This window comes from Serratia sp. MF1(2023) (assembly GCF_030954545.1).
GTDB classification, from domain to species: domain Bacteria; phylum Pseudomonadota; class Gammaproteobacteria; order Enterobacterales; family Enterobacteriaceae; genus Serratia; species Serratia sarumanii.
Genome location: NZ_JAVHUX010000041.1, coordinates 1 through 23,497 on the forward strand (window position 1 = coordinate 1; position 23,497 = coordinate 23,497).

The window sequence follows — 23,497 nt, forward strand, 5'->3', positions numbered from 1 at the left end:
AGTGAAGCGGTTGGAATGAAACAGAATTTGCCTGGCGGCAATAGCGCGGTGGTCCCACCTGACCCCATGCCGAACTCAGAAGTGAAACGCCGTAGCGCCGATGGTAGTGTGGGGTCTCCCCATGCGAGAGTAGGACACTGCCAGGCATCAAATTAAGCGTGCTGATATGGCTCAGTTGGTAGAGCGCACCCTTGGTAAGGGTGAGGTCCCCAGTTCGACTCTGGGTATCAGCACCACTTTATTTAAAGTGGGTTTAGACGTTCGGCAGAAAAAAGAATTTGCTTGGCGGCAATAGCGCGGTGGTCCCACCTGACCCCATGCCGAACTCAGAAGTGAAACGCCGTAGCGCCGATGGTAGTGTGGGGTCTCCCCATGCGAGAGTAGGACACTGCCAAGCATCAAATAAGCCAAGAGGCCATCCGAAAGGATGGCCTTTTTGCTTTTCAGTCCTTTTACTCTCTCTACTCATATCTTGGCGCAGATCGCGCAATGAAACATTTTCACCTTTCCGCTGAATGCTCGACAGCGACGGAAAAAAAAGCTATCTTCGGGCATCTAGAAGTCTAAACGTATAAATGGATGTGTGAGGGTTAAGCAATGCCGATTCGTGTTCCTGATGAGTTACCTGCGGTCAATTTCTTGCGCGGTGAGAATGTCTTCGTGATGACATCCTCGCGGGCAAAAACACAGGAAATCAGGCCACTGAAAGTGCTGATCCTCAACCTGATGCCAAAGAAGATCGAAACGGAAAACCAGTTTCTGCGCCTGTTGTCCAACTCGCCGCTGCAGATTGATATCCAGCTGCTGCGTATCGACAGCCGCGAATCGAAGAACACGCCGGCCGAGCATCTGAATAACTTCTACTGCGACTTCGAGGATATCCAGAACGAGAACTTCGATGGTCTGATCGTCACCGGCGCGCCGCTGGGGCTGGTCGATTTCTGCGATGTTGCCTATTGGCCACAGATCGAACGGGTGATCGACTGGGCCAAGCACCACGTTACCTCCACGCTGTTCGTGTGCTGGGCGGTACAGGCGGCGTTGAATATTCTGTATGGCATTCCCAAGATGACGCGCGAAGTGAAGCTCTCCGGCGTTTACCCGCACCAAACGCTACAGCAGCATGCGTTGCTGACGCGCGGCTTCGACGAAAGTTTCCTGGCGCCGCATTCACGCTATGCCGATTTCCCGACCGAGGTGATTCGCCAATATACCGACCTGGATATTCTGGCCGAATCCGAACAGGCGGGCGCCTACCTGTTCGCCAGCAGGGATAAGCGCCTGGCGTTCGTCACCGGCCATCCGGAGTATGATGCGCTGACCCTGGCGGGGGAGTATTGTCGCGACCACGAAGCTGGCCTCGATCCCTCCGTTCCGCTCAACTACTTCCCCGATGACAACCCCGCACTGACACCGAAAGCCACCTGGCGCAGCCATGGCCATCTGCTGTTTTCCAACTGGCTCAACTATTACGTCTACCAGATCACGCCGTACGATCTGCGTCATATGAATCCGACGCTCGACTGATCTTTTCTGCCTGCCGGCGGCTGAATCGAGGCCGCCGCTCCGTTGATCCTCTGCAAGATCCTCTTTTTATCCGACACTTATCCAATAAATTCTTTGTTCAACAAGGCGTTATCGCGTCCTCATCAAATTACTGGAAGCGATTTCCTTACCTGTCATTATTGCTATTTTATCTAACCAATTGATAATAAAGTGTTAATAAAATATTTAATAATAAAATGGAAATGGTTTTTGATTTTTATTTTTTGTTGAGTATTCTTAGAGCTATCGGGATGAGATCTGACCAGTTGAGGATCGTTTCATCCGCCCTGATCCACAGTGATTTCTGATGAAAATGCGCCGGTCGCGCGGGCGCAACGATGGGAAGGAGCAAGGTCATGACGCAACAGATAGCAGGCACGGAGTTAAGGTTTACGCAGGGTTTCGCCGCAGCGGAACGCCAGGTGTTGACCGATGAAGCGGTTGAATTCCTGGCGGAACTGGTGGGGAAATTCACGCCGCGGCGCAACGAGCTGCTGGCGGCGCGTGTCCGCTGGCAGCAAAATATCGATCGCGGCGAACTGCCGGGGTTTATTTCGGAAACCACTTCCATTCGTGAAGGTGACTGGCAGATCCGCGGCATTCCGCAAGATCTGCGTGACCGCCGGGTCGAGATCACCGGGCCGGTTGAGCGCAAGATGGTGATCAATGCGCTTAATGCCAACGTAAAAGTGTTCATGGCGGACTTCGAAGACTCGCTGGCGCCAAGCTGGGACAAAGTTATCGACGGCCAAATTAACCTGCACGATGCGGTTAACGGCACCATTTCCTACACCAATGAAGCCGGCAAAATCTACCAGCTGAAACCGAACCCGGCGGTATTGATCGCTCGCGTGCGCGGCCTGCATCTGCCGGAGAAGCACGTACTGTGGCGTGATGAAGCCATTCCCGGCGGCCTGTTCGATTTCGCGCTGTACTTCTACCACAACTATCGCCAACTGTTGGCCAAGGGCAGCGGCCCGTATTTCTACCTGCCGAAAACCCAGTCCTGGGAAGAAGCGGCCTGGTGGAGCGATGTCTTCAGCTTTACCGAGGATCGTTTCGATCTGTCGCGCGGCACCATCAAAGCGACCGTGCTGATCGAAACCCTGCCGGCGGTGTTCCAGATGGACGAAATCCTCTACCACCTGCGCGATCACATCGTGGGTCTGAACTGCGGCCGCTGGGATTACATCTTCAGCTACATCAAAACGCTGAAGAATCACGGCGATCGCGTGCTGCCGGATCGTCAGTCGGTGACCATGGAGAAACCTTTCCTCAGCGCCTATTCGCGCCTGCTGATCAAAACCTGTCATAAGCGCGGCGCGTTCGCCATGGGCGGCATGGCAGCGTTTATCCCGAGCAAAGACGCCGAGAAAAACGCCTGGGTGCTGAACAAGGTACGGGCGGACAAAGAGCTGGAGGCCAGCAACGGCCACGACGGCACCTGGGTGGCGCACCCGGGGCTGGCGGACACGGTGATGGAAGTGTTCGGCAAAGCGCTGGGCGATCGCCAAAACCAGCTGGAGGTGCTGCGTGAGCAAGACGCGCCGATCAGCGCCGCACAGCTGCTGGAACCGTGCGATGGCGAGCGTACCGAAGCGGGGATGCGCGCCAATATTCGCGTGGCGGTGCAGTACATCGAAGCCTGGATCTCCGGCAACGGCTGCGTGCCGATTTACGGTTTGATGGAAGATGCGGCCACGGCGGAAATCTCCCGTACGTCTATCTGGCAGTGGATCCACCACGAGAAGAGCCTGAGCGACGGGCGCCCGGTCACCAAGGCGCTGTTCCGCCAGATGCTGCAAGAAGAGATGTTGGTGGTGCGTGAAGAAGTGGGGGAAGCGCGCTTTAACGCCGGCCGGTACGAAGAGGCGGCGCGCCTGATGGAGCGCATCACCACGCAAGATGAGTTAATCGATTTCCTGACGCTGCCCGGCTATGAGCTGCTGGCCTGAATTTTCCCAATCAACCCTACACGACTGAAAGGATAAAAATTATGTCTACCTCTCGCTCTCAACAGATCCAGCAGCTGGAACAGGAATGGAAATCGGCCCGTTGGGAAGGCATCACCCGCCCTTATAGCGCCGAAGACGTGATCAACCTGCGCGGTTCGGTCAACCCGGAATGCACTCTGGCGCAAAACGGTGCCGCCAAACTGTGGGCGTTGCTGAACGGCAAGGCGCGCAAAGGCTACGTGAACTGCCTGGGCGCGCTGACCGGCGGCCAGGCGCTGCAGCAGGCCAAAGCCGGCGTCGAGGCTATCTACCTGTCCGGTTGGCAGGTGGCGGCGGACGCCAACAGCGCGGCGGCCATGTACCCTGACCAGTCGCTGTATCCGGTGGACTCGGTGCCGAAGGTGGTCGAGCGCATCAACAATACCTTCCGCCGCGCCGATCAGATCCAATGGGCGAACCAGATTGAGCCGGGCAGCAAAGGCTATACCGATTACTTCCTGCCGATCGTCGCCGATGCGGAAGCCGGCTTCGGCGGCGTGCTGAACGCCTTCGAGCTGATGAAAGCGATGATCACCGCCGGTGCCGCCGGGGTGCACTTTGAAGATCAGCTGGCGGCGGTGAAGAAATGCGGCCATATGGGCGGCAAAGTGCTGGTGCCGACGCAGGAAGCGATTCAGAAGCTGGTCGCCGCGCGCCTGGCGGCCGACGTGCTCGGCGTGCCGACGCTGGTGATCGCCCGCACCGACGCCGATGCGGCCGACCTGCTGACCTCCGATTGCGATCCGTATGACAGCGCCTTCGTCACCGGCGAGCGCACGGCGGAAGGCTTCTTCCGCACCCATGCGGGCGTCGAGCAGGCGATCAGCCGCGGCCTGGCTTACGCCCCCTACGCAGATATGGTGTGGTGCGAAACCTCAACGCCGGATCTGGATGCCGCTCAGCGCTTCGCCGACGCCATCCACGCCAAATACCCGGGCAAGCTGCTGGCCTACAACTGCTCGCCGTCGTTCAACTGGAAGAAGAACCTCGACGACCAGACCATCGCCCGCTTCCAGCAGGCGCTGTCGGACATGGGCTACAAGTATCAGTTCATTACGCTGGCGGGCATCCACAGCATGTGGTTCAACATGTTCGACCTGGCGCACGCCTATGCGCAGGGCGAGGGCATGAAACACTACGTCGAGAAGGTGCAGCAGGCGGAGTTCGCCGCGGTGGATCGCGGTTACACCTTCGCGTCGCACCAGCAAGAGGTGGGCACCGGCTACTTCGACAAGGTCACCACCATCATTCAGGGCGGCGCTTCTTCGGTCACTGCGCTGACCGGTTCGACGGAAGAACAGCAGTTCTGATGCGGCAAGCTTGAAGACGTTTCATCCGGAGCCTGCATGCGCAGGCTTCTTTTTCTGGCGGGGGTAAGGATGGCGGCAAAACTGGAGTTGTTGATCGCACAGACGATCCTGCAAGGCTTCGATGCGCAGTACGGCCGCTTTCTGGAAGTGACCGCCGGCGCGCAGCAGCGCTTCGAGCAGGCGGACTGGCCGGCGGTGCAGCGGGCGATGAAAAAGCGCATCCATCTGTATGACCATCACGTCGGCCTGGTGGTGGAGCAGCTCAAATGCATCACCGGGCAGAAATACTTCGACGCCGACTTCCCCAGCCGGGTCAAAGCAGTCTATATCGACCTGCTGCCGGACTACCCGCGCTTCGAGATCGCCGAAAGCTTCTTTAACTCGGTCTACTGCCGGCTGTTCAAGCACCGCGATCTGACGCCGGACAAGCTGTTCGTCTTCAGTTCGCAGCCGGAGCGGCGCTTTCGCGACATTCCGCGTCCGCTGGCGCGCGATTTCACCCCCAATGGCGATCTGCCGGCGATGCTGCGCAGCGTGCTGAGCGATCTGCCGCTGCGGCTGCCGTGGGAGGATTTGACGCGCGATATTCACTACATCACTCAGGCGCTGCAACGCGCCTTCAGCGCACAGCAGTTGGCGGGGGCAACCTTCCAGATCGCCAACGAACTGTTCTATCGCAACAAGGCCGCCTGGCTGGTCGGCAAGCTGCGTCTGGCCGACGGCGTTTATCCGTTCTTGCTGCCTATCCACCACAGCGAGTCGGGCGCGCTGTTTATCGACGCCTGCCTGACCGGTAAGGCCGAGGCCAGCATCGTCTTCGGCTTCGCCCGATCTTATTTCATGGTCTATGCGCCGCTGCCGGCGGCGATGGTGGAGTGGCTGCGCGAGATCCTACCGGGCAAAACCACCGCCGAGCTGTACATGGCGATCGGCTGCCAGAAGCACGGCAAAACTGAATGCTATCGCGAATACCTGACCTTTATGGCGCAGTCGCAGGAGCAGTTCATTATCGCGCCGGGGGTGAAGGGCATGGTGATGCTGGTGTTCACCCTGCCATCCTTCGATCGGGTGTTTAAAGTGATTAAAGACGAATTCGCCCCGCAAAAAGAGGTGACGCAGGCGCAGGTGATGGCCTGCTATCAGCTGGTGAAAGAGCATGATCGCGTCGGGCGCATGGCGGATACCCAGGAGTACGAGAATTTCGTCGTCGACAAGGCGCGTCTCAGCCCGGCGCTGTTGGCGGAGCTGCAGCGCGAAGTGCCGGGCAAGCTGGAAGATCTCGGCGATCGCATCGTGATCAAACATCTGTATATGGAACGGCGCATGACGCCGCTGAACCTGTATCTGGAGCAGGCCAACGACCAGCAGATGCGCGATGCGATCGAAGAGTACGGCAATGCCATCAAGCAGCTGGCCGCCGCCAATATCTTCCCCGGCGACATGCTGTTCAAGAACTTCGGCGTGACGCGCCACGGGCGGGTGGTGTTCTACGACTACGACGAAATTTGCTACATGACTGAGGTCAACTTCCGCGACATTCCGCCGCCGCGCTATCCGGAGGACGAGCTGGCCAGCGAGCCGTGGTACAGCATCGCGCCCAACGACGTGTTCCCGGAGGAGTTCCGCCACTTCCTGTGCGGCGATCGGCGCATTCGGCAGGTGTTTGAAGAATTGCACAGCGATCTGTTTACCGCGGAGTATTGGCGCGGGTTACAGCAGCGCATCCGCGAGGGGCACGTGGAAGACGTGTTCGCTTACCGCAAGAAGCAGCGGTTCAGCCAGCGCAGCGGGGCGGCGCTGCCGGCCGCCACCGCTGCGATGTAAATCAGGCCTGGGCGCCCGCGACGGCGGCGCGCGCCAGTTCGGTGATGCGCGCGTAGTCGCCGCTTTCCAGCGCGTCCGCCGGCACCAGCCAGGAGCCGCCGATGCACAGCACGCTTTTCAGCGCCAGATAGCTGCGGTAGTTGTCCGGCGAGATGCCGCCGGTCGGGCAGAAGCGCACCTGCGGGAACGGGCCGCCGATCGCCTGCAGCGCTTTTACGCCGCCGTTGGCTTCCGCCGGGAAGAATTTAAACTCGCGCAGGCCGTAATCCATGCCCAGCATCAGTTCGGAAACGGTGCTGATGCCCGGAATAAGCGGAATGGACCCGGCGGTGGCTGCCTTGAGCAGCTCGTCGGTCAGCCCCGGGCTGATGGCGAACTGCGCGCCGGCCTCGGTCACTTCACGCAGCTGCTGCGGATTGATCACGGTACCGGCGCCGATGATCGCTTCCGGCACTTCTTGGGCGATGGCGCGAATGGCGTCCATGGCGCAGGCGGTGCGCAGCGTCACTTCCAGCACCCGCACGCCGCCGGCGACCAGCGCTTTCGCCAACGGCACCGCATGTTCCAGCTTGTTGATCACGATCACCGGCACCACCGGCCCCGCCGTCAGGATCTGCTCGGCGCTTGTTTTCCACTTGTTCATGATGACGTTCTCCTTTGTGGCCGCCGCCAGGCGGCGATGCGGCCAGGCTATCGATTAAAATGTGATGCAGCAGGCGCCCTGCTCGGCGCCGGACAGCTGGCTGCGCAGCGCGCCGAACAGCTCGCGGCCGCAGCCGATGTGTTCTGCGCTCAGATCGGGTTGGCACGGCGTGCGTTGGGCCAGTTCGTCGGCGTCGACCAGTACCTGCAGCTCGCCGCTGCGGCCGTTGACGCGGATCGGATCGCCGTCGCGCACTTTCGCCAGCAGGCCGCCGGTATAGGCTTCCGGGGTGACGTGGATGGCGGAAGGCACCTTGCCGGAGGCGCCTGACAGGCGGCCGTCGGTCACCAGCGCCACTTTGAAGCCGCGATCCATCAGCACGCCTAGCGGCGGCATCAGCTTGTGCAACTCCGGCATGCCGTTGGCCTGCGGCCCCTGGAAACGCACCACCACCACGCAATCGCGATCCAGCTTGCCGGCTTCAAACGCCGGCACGATGTCGTGCTGGCTGTCGAACACCACCGCCGGCGCTTCGATGATCTGGTTGTCGGCGGGCACCGCCGAGGTTTTCATCACCGCACGGCCCAGATTGCCGGCCATCACTTTGGTGCCGCCGTGATGTTCAAACGGCTGAGCGACGCTGGCGATCACGCTGGCGTCGAGCGAACCGGTTACGCCTTCACGCCACACCAGCTGGCCATTATCCAGCCAGGGTTCCTGGGTGTAGCGGTGCAGGCCGAAACCGGCCACGGTGTGCACGTCTTCGTGCAGCAGCCCGTGTTGCAACAGCTCACGCACCACCAGCGGCACGCCGCCGGCGGCCTGGAACTGGTTGATGTCGGCCGGGCCGTTCGGGTAGATGCGACACAGCAGCGGCACCGCCTCCGACAGCTCCGAGAAATCGTCCCAGGTGATGATGATGCCCGCTGCGCGCGCCATCGCCACCAGATGCATGGTCAGGTTGGTGGAGCCGCCGGTGGCCAGCAGCGAGACGATGCCGTTCACCACCACTTTCTCGTCCACCAGGCGGCCGATCGGCAGGTAGTTGCCGGCGGTGTCGGTCAGTCGCGTCACCTGGCGCGCAGCGGCGTCGTTCAGCGCGTCGCGCAGCGGCGTATCCGGATGCACGAAAGAGGCGCCCGGCAGGTGCAGGCCCATCACTTCCATCACCATCTGGTTGGTGTTGGCGGTGCCGTAGAAGGTGCAGGTGCCGATGCCGTGATAGGAGGCGGCCTCGGCTTCCAGCAGCGCCAGACGATCGGCCTTGCCCTCGGCGTACAGCTGGCGCACGCGCACCTTTTCCTTGTTCGGCAGGCCGCTGCTCATCGGGCCGGCCGGCACGAACAGCGCGGGCAGGTGGCCGAAGGAGAGGGCGGCCATCACCAGCCCCGGCACGATCTTGTCGCAGATGCCGAGGAACAGCGCGCCGTCGAACATATTGTGCGACAGGCCGACGGCGGCTGACATGGCGATCACGTCACGGCTCATCAGCGACAGCTCCATGCCGTCCTGCCCCTGTGTCACGCCGTCGCACATCGCCGGCACGCCGCCGGCCACCTGGCCCACGGCGCCCACCGCCTTCAGCGCCTGCTTCAGCCGCTGCGGGTAGTGTTCGTACGGCTGGTGGGCCGACAGCATGTCGTTGTAGGCGGTGATGATGGCGATATCGCTGCGCACCATGTTTTTCAGCGCCGTCTTGTCATCGGGCTGACAGGCGGCGAAGCCGTGGGCCAGGTTGCCGCAGGCCAGCTGCGCGCGGTGGACGGTTTGGGAACGGGCCGCCTCGATGCGCGCCAGATAGGCGGCGCGGCTGGCCTGGGAACGGTGGATGATGCGCTGCGTGACACGGGACAAGGTTGGGTTAATCATGCCTTCCTCACATTGCTGTTGTTATAGTCGCCGCCTGTGGCGGTGCCCCCGGGGATGATTTGCAGCCCTGGTGTGCAAGGCCGGGGGCGATTTAGGATTTAAAACATCGTGAATGCAATCATGCCGATAGCGCCGCCGACGCTGCCCAGAATCGTTTCCATCACCGTCCAGGTTTTCAGCGTTTGCAGTTCGTTGGCGCCGGTGAATTTGCCGAACAGCCAAAAACCGGCGTCGTTGACGTGGCTCAGCACGATGGAGCCGCCGGCGATGCAGATAGCCAGCGCGGCCAGCTGCCCGCCGTTCAGCCCGAGCTGGCTGGTGACCGGCAGCACCAGGCCGACGGTGGTCAGACAGGCGACGGTGGCCGAGCCCTGAATCACCCGCACCATGGCGGAGAGCGCAAAGGCGGCCACGGCGATCGGCAGGCCGGCGCCGATCATCGCGTCACCCAGCGCCGGCCCTACGCCGGAATCCACCAGGATCTGTTTGAACACCCCGCCGGCGCCGGTCATTAGCAGGATGATCCCGGCCGGTTGCACCGCGGCGGAGCAGATGGCCAGCGTCTGTTCGTTGCTCATGCCGCGCGGCTTCGCCAGGCCGTAAATCACGATCAGGCAGGCCAGCAGAATGGCGGTGAACGGGTGGCCGATAAACTCCAGCCACTGCTGCAGCTGCGAGCCGGGGGTGACCAGCCGCGCGCCGATGGTCTTCATGCCGACCAGCACCAGCGGGCACAGCACCAGCGCCAGGCTGAAGCCGAACGACGGCAAATTGCCCTTGGTCAACGTCGGCTCGTTCTCTTCCGGCGGCATCGGCCAGTTGACGAAGCGGCTGATAAAGCTGCCGTACAGCGGGCCGGCGATCAGCATGCCGATCACCGCCGCCACCAGGCCGATGGCGATCATCCAGCCGAAGTCGGCCTTCATCTGCGAAGCCAGCAGCATCGGCACCGGCCCCGGCAGCAGGAAGGAGGCGGCGGCGGCCACGCCGGCGAACAGCGGAATGGCCAGCTTGACGATATTGCCGTCGGTGCGGCGCGCCACGGCGAACACGATGCCGATCAGCAGCACCACCGCCACGTCGAAGAACAGCGGCAGCGCGCAGATCAGGCCGGCGATGCCGAGCGCGTAGTGCGCCTTGCTTTGTCCGAATCGTTTCAGCAATTGCGCCGCAATTTGATCGAGCGCGCCGACCTCATGCAGGATCTTGCCGAACATCGCCCCGAGCGCCACCACGATCGCCAGGAAGCCCAGCGTGTCGCCCATGCCTTTTTGCATGGTGTCGGCAATATGGTCCAGCGGCATGCCGGAGAAGATGCCGGCGGCGATGGATACCAGCATCAGCGCGACGAAGGCGTGCATGCGCGCCTTCATCACCAGGAATAACAGCAGTAAAACCGAGCCGACTGCGGTACCGACCAGCGTTACGGTACTCACGCGCACACGTCCTGCGGCAGGAAGCTCTGGATATGGCGCACGGTATCGGCGATCACCGCGTCCAGCGGCTGGTTGATGTCGATCGCCATCACGTCGTTCTCGTCGGCGCCCGGCTGCTCCAGCGCGGCGAACTGGGTGACCAGCATCTGCGGTTTGAAGAAGTGGCCGTTACGCGCCGCCAGGCGGGATTCGATCACCGGGAACTCGCCGTGCAGATAGATGAACGACAGGTTGCCGTTGCCGGCGCGCAGGCGGTCGCGATACTGCTTTTTCAGCGCCGAGCAGACGATGATCGACACGTTGTTGGTGCGCTGCATGGCGAAGGCGGCGTCGTTGAGCGCGGCCAGCCACGGGGCGCGATCGTCGTCGTTCAACGCTTCGCCGGCGGCCATCTTCAGGATGTTGCTGCGCGGATGCAGGAAGTCGCCGTCGAGGAAGCCGGCGGAGAGTTGGCGGGCCGCGGCGGCAGCGACGGCGGACTTGCCGCTGCCGGAAACGCCCATAACGACGTAAATGCGATTTTGATTGTTGGTCATGGCTTGGCTCCAAAACACCGGGTGACGTTACCTTCGTTCAGCTTGTTTGTTACCGGTAACATGTTATCGGTAACATTGTCGAAGGAAGTTTGAGCGGTTGCAATGGGCTTTCGCCGTGAGGATCGCTAACTGTGATCGGCTTCAAGCTTTTTTCCCGTGCGCTACACAGGATGCCGATAGCCTGTTACATGCTGACAACAGAGCAAGGAATCAGGAGAGAGGGCGCGCAGGGGCGCCCCTCGGAGGGGGGGGATCAGCGCACGCCGCCGTAGGCCAGGCTGATCTCTTTGGCCGCGTGGATCACCAGCGCCCCCAGCTCGATCACGCGATCGTCGGTGATGCGCGACACCGGGCCGGAGATGGAGATGGCGGCGAAGGCTTCGCGGTGCTCGTCGAAGATGCAGGCCGCCACGCAGCGCAGGCCGAGCGCGTGCTCTTCGTCGTCAAAGGAGAAGCCCTGTTTGCGGATCTGCGCCAGCCCCTCTTTCAGGTTGTGCGGCGTCAGGGTGTGCGGTGTGTAGGTGTGCATGCCTTTCTTGTGCAGCAGTTTGGTTACCTGATCGTCCGGCAGGGTGGCGAGGAACGCCTTGCCGGCGCCGGAGGCGTGCATCGGCAGTTTGCCGCCGATTGGCGCCGACATGCGCATCAGCGCCGTACACTGCACCTGATCGATGATGATCGCCTGGTACTCGCTGGTATCCAGCACCGCCAGGTTGACGGTTTCGCCGGACTCTTCCATCAGGCGGCGCAGCGTCGGGTGCACCATCGCCAGCAGGTTGCGGCTTTGCAGGAAGCTGCTGCCGACCACAAAGGCGTGCGAGCCGATGGTCCACAGGCCGAGATCGCCGACCTGGCGCACGAATCCCTGCTGCTGCATGGTGGTGAGCAGGCGGTGAGTGGTGGAGTTCGGCAGGCCGGCCTGCTGGGCCAGATCGGTCAGCGCCACGTTGCCCTGGGCTTCCGAAATGTACTCCAACAGCTTCAGGCCACGGGTCAACGATTGTACCTGGCCGGTCGCCGCACTGGCGGCCGGGGCTGCTGCGCGGGGCTTCTTGCCGCGTTTGGCGGGAGCAGGGGTGGCCATGGGTAAGATTCCTTTTTCCGTATGATGGAATTCATTTTCGTTTTTTGTCGATGAATTGCAAGTCGCCGTCAGCTCATCGGAGGTGTTGGCGCACAACCTGAAAAACTCTCAATTGTCGTCTGGCCCTTTGTCCTTACAAGCTGTGCTAGGATGACTCGTTGGTTTTTGCGGCAGTTGAGCAATGGGCTGGATGGCAATGGAAGGGGTTACAGTGACGAATCGAGTAGAACAACTGCGCCGCCAGTTAGCGCAGCGCATTTTGGTGTTGGACGGCGGCATGGGCACCATGATCCAGAGCTATCGTCTGGATGAGCGCGATTTCCGCGGTGAGCGTTTCGCCGACTGGCGCAGCGATCTGAAAGGCAATAACGATCTGCTGGTGCTGACCAAGCCGGAAGTGATCGCCGCCATTCATTACGCCTATCTCGAGGCGGGCGCCGATATCCTTGAAACCAATACCTTCAACTCCACCTCCATCGCCATGGCCGACTACCACATGGAGTCGCTGTCCGCCGAGATTAACTATCAGGCCGCCTGCCTGGCGCGCACCTGCGCCGACGAATGGACGGCGCGCACGCCGGAAAAACCGCGCTACGTAGCCGGGGTGTTGGGGCCGACCAACCGCACCGCGTCCATCTCGCCGAACGTCAACGATCCGGCGTTCCGCAACATCTCGTTCGACGAGCTGGTGACGGCTTACCGCGAATCGACCCGTGCGCTGGTGGAGGGCGGCGTCGATCTGATCATGATCGAAACCATCTTCGACACCCTGAATGCCAAGGCCGCCGCCTTTGCGGTGGAAACCGAATTCGAAGCGCTGGGGGTGGAACTGCCGATCATGATTTCCGGCACCATCACCGACGCCTCTGGCCGCACCCTGTCCGGCCAGACCACCGAGGCGTTTTACAATTCGCTGCGCCACGTCAAGCCGCTGACCTTCGGCCTGAACTGCGCTCTGGGCCCGGACGAACTGCGTCAGTACGTCGCCGAGCTGGCGCGCATCTCGGAGACCTACGTCACCGCGCACCCGAACGCCGGTTTGCCGAACGCCTTCGGCGAGTACGATCTGGATGCGGCCGAGATGGCGCGCCAGGTCGGGGAGTGGGCGCAGGCCGGCTTCCTCAATATCATCGGCGGCTGCTGCGGCACCACGCCGGAACATATCGCCGCGATGGCCAAGGCGGTCGAGGGCGTGCCGCCGCGTCGGCTGCCGGAGATCCCGGTCGCCTGCCGCCTGGCGGGCCTGGAGCCGCTGACCATCGATGCCAACACCCTGTTCGTCAACGTCGGCGAGCGCACCAACGTCACCGGTTCGGCACGATTCAAACGGCTGATCAAAGAAGAGAAATACAACGAGGCGCTCGACGTGGCGCGCCAGCAGGTCGAGAGCGGCGCGCAGATCATCGACATCAACATGGACGAGGGGATGCTCGACGCCGAAGCGGCGATGGTGCGCTTCCTTAACCTGATCGCCGGCGAGCCGGATATCGCCCGGGTGCCGATCATGATCGACTCCTCCAAGTGGTCCGTTATCGAGAAAGGCCTGAAATGCATCCAGGGCAAGGGCATCGTCAACTCGATCTCGATGAAGGAGGGCGAAGAGGCCTTTATCCATCACGCCAAACTGGTGCGCCGTTATGGCGCCGCGGTGGTGGTGATGGCGTTCGACGAAGTGGGGCAGGCGGACACCCGCGAGCGCAAGTTCGAGATCTGCCGCCGCGCCTATAACATTCTGACCGAGCGCGTCGGCTTCCCGCCGGAAGACATCATTTTCGACCCGAACATTTTCGCTGTCGCTACCGGTATCGAAGAGCACAACAACTACGCCGTCGACTTTATCGAAGCCTGTGCCGACATCAAAACCCACCTGCCGCACGCGATGATCTCCGGCGGCGTGTCCAACGTGTCGTTCTCGTTCCGCGGCAACGATCCGGTGCGTGAAGCGATCCACGCGGTGTTCCTGTATCACGCCATTCGCAACGGCATGGACATGGGCATCGTCAACGCCGGGCAACTGGCGATTTATGACGATTTAAGCGCCGAGCTGCGCGACGCGGTGGAGGACGTGATCCTCAACCGTCGCGAGGACGGCACCGAACGCCTGCTGGAGCTGGCGGAAAAGTACCGTGGCAGCAAAGATAATGACGTGGCGGTGCAGCAGGCGGAGTGGCGCGGCTGGCCGGTGGAGAAACGGCTGGAGTATTCGCTGGTGAAGGGCATCACCGAGTTTATCGAGCTGGACACCGAAGAAGCGCGGCAGCAGGCCGAACGCCCGATCGAAGTGATCGAAGGGCCGCTGATGGCGGGGATGAACGTGGTCGGCGATCTGTTCGGCGAGGGCAAGATGTTCCTGCCGCAGGTGGTGAAATCCGCCCGCGTGATGAAGCAGGCGGTGGCCTACCTGGAACCCTACATCGAGGCCAGCAAGCAGCAGGGCACCTCCGCGGGCAAAATCCTGTTGGCGACGGTGAAGGGCGACGTGCACGACATCGGCAAGAACATCGTCGGCGTGGTATTGCAGTGTAACAACTATGAAATCGTCGATCTGGGCGTGATGGTGCCGACGGAGAAAATCCTGCGCACCGCGCGCGAGGAGAACGTGGACATCATCGGCCTGTCGGGGCTGATCACGCCATCGCTGGACGAGATGGTCAACGTGGCCAAAGAGATGGAGCGCCAGGGCTTTACGCTGCCGCTGCTGATCGGCGGCGCCACCACCTCCAAGGCGCACACCGCGGTGAAGATCGAACAAAACTACAGCGGCCCGACCACCTACGTGCAGAATGCTTCGCGCACCGTGGGCGTGGTGTCGGCGCTGCTGTCCGCCACCCAGCGCGACGAGTTTGTGGCGCGCACCCGCAAAGAGTATGAAACGGTGCGCATTCAGCATGCGCGCAAAAAGCCGCGCACGCCGCCGGTCGATTTGCAGAAGGCGCGCGCCAACGCCATGGCGCTGGACTGGGCCGATTATCAGCCGCCGGCGCCGCGGCAGCTCGGCGTGTTCCCGGTGGCGGCCGGCATCGAGACGCTGCGCCACTATATCGACTGGACGCCGTTCTTCATGACCTGGTCGCTGGCGGGCAAATACCCGCGCATCCTGGAAGACGAGGTGGTGGGGGAAGAGGCCAAGCGCCTGTTCCACGACGCCAATCAGATGCTGGATCGGCTGGCCGCCGAGCGCAGCCTCAACCCGCGCGGCGTTTACGGTCTGTTCCCGGCCAACCGCGTCGGCGATGACGTGGAGGTGTACCGCGACGAACGGCGTGACGAGGTGCTGGCGGTGAGCCGCCATCTGCGCCAGCAGACGGAAAAAACCGACTTCCCGAACTACTGCCTGGCGGACTTTGTGGCGCCGAAAAGCAGCGGCAAGGCCGACTACTTCGGCGCCTTCGCGGTGACCGGCGGGCTGGAGGAGGACGCGCTGGCGGCGGCGTACGACGCGCAGCACGACGATTACAACAAAATCATGGTCAAGGCGCTGGCGGATCGCCTGGCGGAGGCCTTCGCCGAATACCTGCATGAGCAGGTGCGCAAGCTGCACTGGGGCTATGCCGCCGACGAGAGCCTGAGCAACGAGGAGCTGATCCGCGAAAACTATCAGGGCATCCGGCCGGCGCCGGGCTACCCGGCCTGCCCGGAACACACCGAAAAAGCGACCATCTGGCAGCTGCTGGACGTCAACCGCCACACCGGCATGGAGCTGACGGAGTCCTTCGCCATGTGGCCGGGGGCGGCGGTGTCCGGCTGGTACTTCAGCCATCCTGAAAGCAAGTACTTCGCGGTGGCGCAGATCCAGCGCGATCAGGTGGAAGACTACGCGGCGCGTAAAGGGATGAGCGTGAGCGAGGTCGAACGCTGGCTGGCGCCTAACCTAGGCTACGACGCCGACTGATTTCCTCTTTAAGGGCGCAGCGATGCGCCCTTGTCATTTACTGCGCTTCCACGTCGATGTGCAGCGCATCGTAACGCCAATACTCCAGATCGCAATCGATCACCCGGTCGTGCTGATCGCGGTTCACCCGCGTAATGAACAGCGCCGGGCTGCCGTAGGTCACCTTCAGCATGGCGGCGGCCTGCTGCGGCAGCAGGGTGGGCAGCATGTCGAAACGCACCCGGCCGTAGTGAATGCCGTAGCGCACGGCGTACAGCGCGGTCAGCGACTGGGTCAGATCTTCGTCCAGTATGCCGGGGAAGTAGGCCGGGTTGAGGTAGTGCTCGCAGTACAGCACCGCGCGCCCGTCGATGTAGCGCAGCCGGCGAATGCGATAGGCCTCGGCGCCGGGGGGCAGCGCCAGGCGGCCGGCCAGCGGCGCGTCGAGCGTGACTACCGCGCTGTCGATCGCCTCGGTATGGGCGGCGCGCCCCTGTTGCTGCGCCATGGCGTGAAAATGGCTGCGCTGCAGCGGGTTGTAGATCAGACGCGGGGGCGAAATGAACCAGCCGCGCCGCACCTGGCGATAGATGACCCCCTGCGCCTCCAGTTGGCCGAGCGCCTCCTGCAAGGTAATGCGGGTGGTGGCGAACTGTTCGCTCAGGGCGCGTTCGGAGGGCAGCTTGCCGCCCACGGCAAACTCGCCTGCGGTGATGCGGGCGTTCAGCGTTTGGCAGATGGTGGCTACGGTCGTCGGTGCTTCACTCATACAGCGGGTGTCCCGTTTCAGTGCGTTTGGCCTCCCTTAAGGTAGACCAGCGTCGCGTTTTCGCCGTTGCAATGGGTGATAAAACCGTCGCTTTTTTAAGCTGACATATAATTATCACATTCGTCCGTTAGATTGGTTTGGTCCTTGCTGGACTAGTCCAGCTCTCCCCACACTACCACCTGGAGCATCAGTTATGAAACGTTTGTGCGCTTCTGTGTTAACCAGTGCCATCGTGTTATCCAGCCAGATGAGCTGGGCCGCGGATACCGATCTGGCGGCGCTGGAGCAGGCCGCGAAGAAAGAAGGCGAAGTCAACAGCGTCGGCATGCCGGACAGCTGGGCCAACTGGAAAGGCACCTGGCAAGATCTGTTGAGCAAATATGGCCTGAAGCATGTCGATACCGACATGAGCTCCGCACAGGAGATCGCCAAATTCGATGCGGAAAAGAACAACGCCACGGCGGACATCGGTGACGTCGGCGCGGCCTTCGGCCCGGTGGCGGTGCAGAAGGGCGTGACGCAGCCGTACAAACCCTCTACCTGGGATCAGGTGCCGGAGTGGGCGAAAGACCAAGACGGCCACTGGGCGCTGGCTTACACCGGCACCATCGCCTTCATCATTGATAAGCAGCAGGTGAAAGACATCCCGCACAGCTGGGCCGATCTGCTGAAGGGCAGCTATCAGGTCACCATCGGCGACGTTGGCACGGGTGCTCAGCCAGCGAGCGGCGTGCTGGCGGCCACCTACGCCATGGGTGGCAACGAGAAAAACCTTAAGCCGGGCCTGGAATTCTTCGGCAAACTGGCCAAGGCCGGCCGTCTGAGCCTGACCAATCCGGTGCTTGCGCCATTGGAAAAAGGTGAAGTGCAGGTCGGCGTAGTGTGGGACTTTAACGGCCTGAACTACCGTGAACAGCTCGACAAAACCCGCTATGAAGTGCTGATCCCGTCGGACGGCTCGATCATCTCCGGCTACACCACCATCATCAACAAATACGCCAAGCACCCGAACGCCGCCAAGCTGGCGCGCGAATACATCTTCTCCGACGCCGGCCAGATCAACCTGGCGCGTGGCTATGCGCGCCCGATCCGCGCCGAACATCTGACGCTGCCGGACGACGTCAAGGCCAAGCTGCTGCCGGCCGAGCAGTATAAGAACGCGCACCCGATCGCCGATCCGGCGGCCTGGGAACAGAGCGCCAAAACGCTACCGCGTCTGTGGCAGGAAAACGTCATCATGCACATGCAACAGTGAGTGAACTTACTATGAAAACTATCCTTGTAGTTCTGGATGGACTCAACTACCGGGTGGCGCACGACGTCATGGGTTATCTGCAGGCCGAATGCGCGGCAGGACGCGGACGGCTGTATTCTTTGGAGTGCGAGTTGCCCTCTATCTCCCGGCCGCTGTATGAATGCATCCTTACCGGCGTCACGCCGGTGGCGAGCGGCGTGGTGCACAACCACGTCTCGCGCCTTTCTCATCAACAAAGCGTGTTTCATTACGCGCGCGCCGCCGGGCTGACCACCGCCGCTGCTGCCTACCATTGGTTCAGCGAATTGTATAACCGCACGCCGTTCGACGCCGCGCGCGACCGCCATACCGACGCCCCCGAGCTGCCGATTCAACACGGGCATTTCTATTACGACGACGGCTACCCCGACAGCCATCTGTTCGACGACGCCGAAAGCCTGCGCCTGCGGCATCAGCCGGATTTCCTGCTGATCCATCCGATGAACATCGACGACGCCGGGCACCGCTTCGGCCTCTCTTCGCCTCAGTACCGCAATGCGGCGCGGCGCGCCGACGGTTCGCTGTCGCGCTATCTGCCCGAGTGGCTGGCGGCCGGTTATCAGGTGCTGGTCACTGCCGACCACGGCATGAACGACGATCGCAGCCACGGCGGCGTGTTGCCGGAAGAGCGCCAGGTGCCGCTGTTCGTGTTCGGCTCGGGCTTCAGCCTGGACGACGCCGATCCGCAGCAAACCGAGCTGTGCGGCACGATCTGCGATCTGCTGCAGGCGCCGCACGACAAGCCGCGCTGCCGGGCGCTGCTGTCGCAGGATGCGCGATGAACGGCAAAACCAACTGGATCGCCGCGCTGTGCCTGCTGCCGTTTATCGTGCTGTTCGGCGCGTTTCAGATCGCTCCGTTGGTGTGGATCGCCGTTCACAGCTTTTTCAGCGAGACCGGCGGCTGGGGATGGGGCAACTATGTCGATATCTTCACCTCGCCGTTCTACCTGCAGGCGTTTCAGTTCTCGCTGGAGATCTCGCTGTGGTCGAGCATCTACGGCTTGCTGATTGCGTTAGTGGGCAGTTACTCGCTGCGCCAGCTCGGCCAGACCCGATTTCATGATTTCGTGATGTCGTTCACCAACATGACCAGCAACTTCGCCGGGGTGCCGTTGGCGTTCGCCTTCGTCATTCTGCTGGGGTTGAACGGCTGCCTGACGTTGCTGCTGCGCAAATACGGTCTGATGGAGAGCTTCAACCTCTATTCGAAGAGCGGCCTGATCGTGCTGTATACCTATTTCCAGATCCCGCTGGGGGTGCTGCTGCTGTATCCGGCGTTCGACGCGCTGCGCGCCGACTGGCGCGAGTCGGCGGCGCTGCTCGGCGCCGGCCCCTGGCGCTACTGGCGGCATATCGGCCTGCCGGTGCTGGCGCCGGCGCTGATGGGCACCTTCGTCATTCTGCTGGCCAACGCGCTGGGCGCCTATGCTACGGTCTACGCGCTGACCACCGGCAACTTCAACGTGATCCCGATCCGTATCTCGGCGCTGGTGGCGGGGGACATCTCCCTCGATCCGAACCTGGCCAGCGCGCTGGCGATGCTGCTGGTGGTGATGATGGCGTTTATCACGGTGATCCACCAATGGATGCTGCGCAGGAGCTACCTCAATGCGCGCTCATAATCGGATGGAGAATGCTCATGTCGCGTGCTGAACGCCTGTACCATCGCACGGTGACCGGCCTGATGCTGCTGATCCTGCTGCTGCCGCTGGCGGCGACGCTGATTTATGCGCTGGCCACCCAGTGGGGCGCCACCATTTTGCCGGACGGCTTTACCCTGAAGTGGCTGACGGCGCTGTGGAGCGACCCGCGCTTTTTGCAGGCGCTGTGGCACTCGCTGTTGATCTGCTTCGGCACGCTGCTGCTGTCGGTGGTGGTGATCCTGTCGGCGATGTTTGTGATCGCTTACTACTTTCCCAAGCTGGACGCGGTGATGAACGTGCTGATTCTGCTGCCGTTCGCCGTGCCGCCGGTGGTGTCGGCGGTGGGGCTGATGCAGCTGTTCGCCGCCGATCCGCTGCCGCTGCTCGGCACCCCGTGGATTTTGGTGGGCTGCTATTTCACCATCGCGCTGCCGTTTATCTACCGCGCCATCAGCAACAACATGCAGGCGATCAACCTGCGCGATCTGATGGACGCCGCGCACCTGCTCGGCGCCAGCACCTGGCAGGCGGCGCTGCTGGTGGTGCTGCCGAACCTGCGCAAGGGCGGAACGATCGCCGTGCTGCTGTCGTTCTCGTTCCTGATCGGCGAGTTCGTGTTCGCCAACCTGCTGGTGGGCAGCCAGTATGAAACGCTGCAGGTCTACCTGTACAACATGCGCAACGGCAGCGGGCACTTCACCAGCGCGCTGGTCATCTCCTATTTCGCCGTGGTGCTGCTCGTCACCTGGCTGGCGAACCTGCTGAATAAAAACAAGGGTTAACCTGATGGCTTATCTCAACGTCACCCGCCTGAACAAACACTATGGCCAGACGCAGGTGTTTCAGGATATCGATTTCACCGCCGAAGAGGGGGAGTTCGTCACCCTGCTGGGGCCGAGCGGCTGCGGCAAATCGACGCTGCTGCGCTGTCTGGCAGGCCTGACCCCGGTCGACAGCGGGCAAATCTTGTTGCAGGGTCAGGATCTGGTGCCGCTGGCGCCGCAAAAGCGCGGCATCGGCATGGTGTTCCAAAGCTATGCGCTGTTTCCCAATATGACGGTGGAAGGCAACGTGGCCTTCGGGCTGAAAATGCAGAAGCTGGCGGCCGGGCAGATCGGCCAGCGGGTGCAGGAGGTGCTGGCGCTGGTGGAGCTGAGCGATCTGGCGAAGCGCTATCCGCATCAGCTGTCGGGCGGCCAGTGTCAGCGCGTGGCGCTGGCGCGATCGCTGGTCACTCGCCCGCGGCTGCTGCTGCTCGATGAACCGCTGTCGGCGCTGGACGCGCGCATCCGCAAACACCTGCGCGAGCAGATCCGGCGCATTCAACGCGAGCTGAACCTGACGGCGATCTTCGTCACCCACGATCAGGAAGAGGCGCTGACCTTATCGGATCGCATCGTGCTGATGAACAAGGGGCAGATCGTGCAGAGCGGCGATGCGGAAACCCTGTATACCCAGCCGGCGGACGCCTTCGCCGCCGGGTTTATCGGCAACTATAACCTGCTGACCGCCGAACAGGCCGCCCAGCTGACCGGGCGCAGCTATGTCGGCAAGGTGGCGATCCGGCCCGAATCGATCGGCCTGTTGCCGGCCGGGCAGGGGATCGGCGGGGTGATCCTGGGCCACAGTTTGCTCGGGAATGTGGTACGCTATCGGATTCAGGTTCGCGGTGTAGAATTGCTGGTTGACGTGCTCAACCGGTCGGTGGCCGACCTGCGGCCCGACGGCGAGCAAATTGGGCTACACTTGGAACCTGTTGTATTGCGGGAAGTTGCATGACTTCGCAGCGCGGCGCCGGGGCCTTTCCGCCGCCGCATTAACCCTTCTCTTCTGCGGTCTGCCGCCCGCCCGCTGTCCTGCCAGACCTACGCCCGGCAGGCGGGACCGCGCGCTGTACCCGTCATCTTTTGGCCTACCGGCTGCGGCTAAGGCGAACAGAACCGTTCCGTCTTTCCGCACCGCCTGACAGGTATCGGGTACCAGCCTCCTTTGGCCGGGCGTTAATGGAGCGTATCTTCCGTGCTTACCCTTCTTCACCTGCTTTCCTCCGTGGCGCTGTTGGTGTGGGGTACCCACATCGTGCGCACCGGGATCATGCGGGTTTACGGCGCCAATCTGCGGCGCGTGTTGAGCGACAGCGTTGAGAAAAAGCCGCTGGCGTTCGTTTCCGGCATCGGCGTGACCGCGCTGGTGCAGAGCAGCAACGCCACGGCGCTGCTGGTGACCTCTTTCGTTGCGCAGGGGCTGGTGGGGCTGGCGCCTGCACTGGTGATCATGCTCGGCGCCGACGTCGGCACCGCGCTGATGGCGCGCGTGCTGACCTTCGATCTTTCCTGGCTGTCGCCGCTGCTGATCCTGATCGGCGTCTTCCTGTTCCTCAGCCGCAAGCAGATGCGGATCGGCCAGATCGGGCGCGTCCTGATCGGCCTTGGGCTGATCGTGCTGGCGCTGGAGCTGATCGTGGCCGCCGCCACGCCGATCACCCAGGCGGCTGGGGTGAAAGTGCTGTTCTCGTCGCTGACCGGCGACGTGATGCTGGACGCCCTGACCGGCGCGCTGTTCGCCATCGTCAGCTATTCCAGCCTGGCGGCGGTGCTGCTGACCGCCACCCTGACCGCGTCCGGCGTGATTTCGCTGAAGGTGGCGCTCTGCCTGGTGATCGGCGCCAACCTCGGCAGCGGCCTGTTGGCGATGATCAACGCCAGCGGCCAGAACGCCGCCGGGCGGCGCGTGGCGCTCGGCAGCCTGCTGTTCAAGCTGGTGGGCTGTGTGCTGGTGCTGCCGTTCGTTTCCTATCTGGCGGATGTGATGGCTCAGCTGCCGGGCGGCAGCGAAGAGCTGGTGATCTACTTCCACGTGTTCTACAACCTGATCCGCTGCCTGGTGATGATCCCGCTGGCCGGGCCGATGGCGACGCTGTGCGAGCGGCTGATCGTCGACGTGGCGGCCGACGATCCGCGCATGCGTCCGCGCCATCTGGACGCCAGCGCGCTGGACACGCCGACGCTGGCGTTGGCCAATGCGGCGCGCGAAACGTTGCGCATGGGCGACGTGGTGGAACACATGATGATCCTGCAGCGCGAAGTGCTGCACGGCAAGCAAGGGGTGGATAAAGAAGTGCGGCGCCTCGACGATGACGTCGACGTGCTGTACACCGCCATCAAGCTGTATCTGGCGCAGATCCAGAAGGAAGATCTGGGCGAGGAAGACTCGCGCCGCTGGGCGGAGATCATCGAAATGGCGCTTAACCTGGAACAGGCGGGCGACATCATCGAGCGCATGGCCGGCGACGTGGGCGCCAAGTCGCACGCCGCGCGCCGCGCCTTCTCGGCGGAAGGATTGGCGGAACTGGATGGGCTGCACGAGCGGCTGATCGGCAACCTGCGCCTGGGGCTGTCGGTGTTCCTGTCCGGCGACGTCACCAGCGCCAAGCGCCTGCGCCGTTCTAAGCATCGCTTCCGCATTCTGGATCGCCGCTACGCGCACGCGCACGTCGATCGTTTGCATCAGCAAAACGTGCAGAGCATCGAGACCAGTTCGTTGCATTTGGGATTGTTGGGGGACATGAAGCGTTTGAACTCGCTGTTCTGCGCCGTGGCTTACAACGTGTTGGATCAGGATGCCAAGGACGACGATCGCGACTGGGAAGACACCCCGAGCACGCTGTAAAAAAAATG

At 62.3% G+C, this 23,497-nt stretch carries 17 protein-coding genes, 1 tRNA gene and 2 rRNA genes; 14 read left to right on the forward strand and 6 right to left on the reverse strand.

The features are described from left to right. The first annotated feature begins 30 nt into the window (after positions 1-30). The 7 genes from rrf (REA38_RS19540) to aceK all read left to right on the forward strand — a co-directional run bounded on the left by rrf (REA38_RS19540) (position 31) and on the right by aceK (position 6,673). Positions 31-146 (forward strand): 5S ribosomal RNA (gene rrf, locus REA38_RS19540). A gap of 14 nt (positions 147-160) precedes the next feature. After that, a tRNA-Thr gene (locus REA38_RS19545) sits at positions 161-236 on the forward strand. Between the two features lie 45 nt (positions 237-281). After that, positions 282-397 (forward strand): 5S ribosomal RNA (gene rrf, locus REA38_RS19550). A 200-nt stretch (positions 398-597) separates the two neighbouring features. Beyond that, positions 598-1,527 carry a homoserine O-succinyltransferase gene (gene metA, locus REA38_RS19555; protein WP_103774528.1) on the forward strand — a complete coding sequence of 310 codons (930 nt, stop codon included), beginning with the start codon at positions 598-600 and terminating at the stop codon, positions 1,525-1,527. A gap of 374 nt (positions 1,528-1,901) precedes the next feature. After that, on the forward strand, positions 1,902-3,500 hold the full coding sequence (aceB, locus tag REA38_RS19560; protein WP_308886478.1) for a malate synthase A: 1,599 nt from the start codon (positions 1,902-1,904) through the stop codon (positions 3,498-3,500). A 41-nt stretch (positions 3,501-3,541) separates the two neighbouring features. Then, positions 3,542-4,849 (forward strand): isocitrate lyase, encoded by a 1,308-nt coding sequence (gene aceA, locus REA38_RS19565; protein ID WP_004936630.1) that lies wholly within the window; start codon positions 3,542-3,544, stop codon positions 4,847-4,849. Between the two features lie 69 nt (positions 4,850-4,918). Then, a complete protein-coding gene (gene aceK, locus REA38_RS19570) occupies positions 4,919-6,673 on the forward strand; it encodes a bifunctional isocitrate dehydrogenase kinase/phosphatase (RefSeq protein WP_033649688.1) in 1,755 nt (584 codons plus the stop codon). A 1-nt stretch (position 6,674) separates the two neighbouring features. On the opposite strand, the gene REA38_RS19575 is transcribed toward aceK, so the two are convergent. From REA38_RS19575 to iclR, 5 genes are all read right to left on the reverse strand, one after another. After that, positions 6,675-7,316, reverse strand: coding sequence for a bifunctional 4-hydroxy-2-oxoglutarate aldolase/2-dehydro-3-deoxy-phosphogluconate aldolase (locus REA38_RS19575; protein ID WP_033649689.1), 642 nt, complete (start codon positions 7,314-7,316; stop codon positions 6,675-6,677). Positions 7,317-7,370: 54 nt separating this feature from the next. Then, positions 7,371-9,185 (reverse strand): phosphogluconate dehydratase, encoded by a 1,815-nt coding sequence (gene edd, locus REA38_RS19580; protein ID WP_033649690.1) that lies wholly within the window; start codon positions 9,183-9,185, stop codon positions 7,371-7,373. 98 nt (positions 9,186-9,283) lie between these two features. Continuing rightward, on the reverse strand, positions 9,284-10,621 hold the full coding sequence (gene gntU / locus REA38_RS19585) for a gluconate transporter (protein ID WP_033649721.1): 1,338 nt from the start codon (positions 10,619-10,621) through the stop codon (positions 9,284-9,286). After that, a complete protein-coding gene (gntK, locus tag REA38_RS19590; protein ID WP_004936645.1) occupies positions 10,618-11,157 on the reverse strand; it encodes a gluconokinase in 540 nt (179 codons plus the stop codon). Before gntK ends, gntU begins: the two co-directional genes overlap by 4 nt. 253 nt (positions 11,158-11,410) lie before the next feature. Beyond that, positions 11,411-12,241: a glyoxylate bypass operon transcriptional repressor IclR gene (gene iclR / locus REA38_RS19595; RefSeq protein WP_004936648.1), complete on the reverse strand. Its 831-nt coding sequence runs from the start codon at positions 12,239-12,241 to the stop codon at positions 11,411-11,413. A 196-nt stretch (positions 12,242-12,437) separates the two neighbouring features. Here iclR and metH point away from each other — a divergent pair, with 196 nt between their 5' ends. After that, positions 12,438-16,133 carry a methionine synthase gene (gene metH / locus REA38_RS19600; protein ID WP_172905116.1) on the forward strand — a complete coding sequence of 1,232 codons (3,696 nt, stop codon included), beginning with the start codon at positions 12,438-12,440 and terminating at the stop codon, positions 16,131-16,133. 37 nt (positions 16,134-16,170) lie between these two features. On the opposite strand, the gene REA38_RS19605 is transcribed toward metH, so the two are convergent. Further along, positions 16,171-16,881 carry a UTRA domain-containing protein gene (locus tag REA38_RS19605; protein WP_308886479.1) on the reverse strand — a complete coding sequence of 237 codons (711 nt, stop codon included), beginning with the start codon at positions 16,879-16,881 and terminating at the stop codon, positions 16,171-16,173. Positions 16,882-17,074: 193 nt separating this feature from the next. Here REA38_RS19605 and REA38_RS19610 point away from each other — a divergent pair, with 193 nt between their 5' ends. The 6 genes from REA38_RS19610 (at position 17,075) to REA38_RS19635 (ending at position 23,489) form a co-directional block, all read left to right on the forward strand. Further along, positions 17,075-18,136: an ABC transporter substrate-binding protein gene (locus REA38_RS19610; RefSeq protein ID WP_308886480.1), complete on the forward strand. Its 1,062-nt coding sequence runs from the start codon at positions 17,075-17,077 to the stop codon at positions 18,134-18,136. Between the two features lie 11 nt (positions 18,137-18,147). Continuing rightward, a complete protein-coding gene (locus REA38_RS19615; protein ID WP_308886481.1) occupies positions 18,148-18,957 on the forward strand; it encodes an alkaline phosphatase family protein in 810 nt (269 codons plus the stop codon). Further along, complete coding sequence (locus REA38_RS19620; protein WP_308886482.1) at positions 18,954-19,799, forward strand: ABC transporter permease subunit; 846 nt, start codon at positions 18,954-18,956, stop codon at positions 19,797-19,799. Before REA38_RS19615 ends, REA38_RS19620 begins: the two co-directional genes overlap by 4 nt. A 17-nt stretch (positions 19,800-19,816) precedes the next feature. Beyond that, the gene (locus tag REA38_RS19625; protein WP_308886483.1) at positions 19,817-20,602 is read left to right on the forward strand and encodes an ABC transporter permease; all 786 of its coding nucleotides are present in this window, start codon (positions 19,817-19,819) and stop codon (positions 20,600-20,602) included. A gap of 4 nt (positions 20,603-20,606) precedes the next feature. Further along, positions 20,607-21,599, forward strand: coding sequence for an ABC transporter ATP-binding protein (locus REA38_RS19630; protein ID WP_033649699.1), 993 nt, complete (start codon positions 20,607-20,609; stop codon positions 21,597-21,599). Positions 21,600-21,839: 240 nt separating this feature from the next. Further along, complete coding sequence (locus REA38_RS19635) at positions 21,840-23,489, forward strand: Na/Pi cotransporter family protein (protein WP_033636226.1); 1,650 nt, start codon at positions 21,840-21,842, stop codon at positions 23,487-23,489. Positions 23,490-23,497: the final 8 nt, after the last annotated feature.

What these genes read in the sequence shown, in the direction of transcription:
- REA38_RS19630 (WP_033649699.1), top strand. Translation starts at nt 20,607, where the DNA reads ATGGCTTATCTCAACGTCACCCGCCTGAACAAACACTATGGCCAGACG.
- edd (WP_033649690.1), bottom strand. Translation starts at nt 9,185, where the DNA reads ATGATTAACCCAACCTTGTCCCGTGTCACGCAGCGCATCATCCACCGT.
- REA38_RS19620 (WP_308886482.1), top strand. Translation starts at nt 18,954, where the DNA reads ATGAACGGCAAAACCAACTGGATCGCCGCGCTGTGCCTGCTGCCGTTT.
- REA38_RS19605 (WP_308886479.1), bottom strand. Translation starts at nt 16,881, where the DNA reads ATGAGTGAAGCACCGACGACCGTAGCCACCATCTGCCAAACGCTGAAC.
- metH (WP_172905116.1), top strand. Translation starts at nt 12,438, where the DNA reads ATGGAAGGGGTTACAGTGACGAATCGAGTAGAACAACTGCGCCGCCAG.
- gntK (WP_004936645.1), bottom strand. Translation starts at nt 11,157, where the DNA reads ATGACCAACAATCAAAATCGCATTTACGTCGTTATGGGCGTTTCCGGC.
- iclR (WP_004936648.1), bottom strand. Translation starts at nt 12,241, where the DNA reads ATGGCCACCCCTGCTCCCGCCAAACGCGGCAAGAAGCCCCGCGCAGCA.
- metA (WP_103774528.1), top strand. Translation starts at nt 598, where the DNA reads ATGCCGATTCGTGTTCCTGATGAGTTACCTGCGGTCAATTTCTTGCGC.
- aceK (WP_033649688.1), top strand. Translation starts at nt 4,919, where the DNA reads ATGGCGGCAAAACTGGAGTTGTTGATCGCACAGACGATCCTGCAAGGC.
- aceA (WP_004936630.1), top strand. Translation starts at nt 3,542, where the DNA reads ATGTCTACCTCTCGCTCTCAACAGATCCAGCAGCTGGAACAGGAATGG.
- REA38_RS19610 (WP_308886480.1), top strand. Translation starts at nt 17,075, where the DNA reads ATGAAACGTTTGTGCGCTTCTGTGTTAACCAGTGCCATCGTGTTATCC.
- REA38_RS19625 (WP_308886483.1), top strand. Translation starts at nt 19,817, where the DNA reads ATGTCGCGTGCTGAACGCCTGTACCATCGCACGGTGACCGGCCTGATG.
- REA38_RS19615 (WP_308886481.1), top strand. Translation starts at nt 18,148, where the DNA reads ATGAAAACTATCCTTGTAGTTCTGGATGGACTCAACTACCGGGTGGCG.
- REA38_RS19575 (WP_033649689.1), bottom strand. Translation starts at nt 7,316, where the DNA reads ATGAACAAGTGGAAAACAAGCGCCGAGCAGATCCTGACGGCGGGGCCG.
- aceB (WP_308886478.1), top strand. Translation starts at nt 1,902, where the DNA reads ATGACGCAACAGATAGCAGGCACGGAGTTAAGGTTTACGCAGGGTTTC.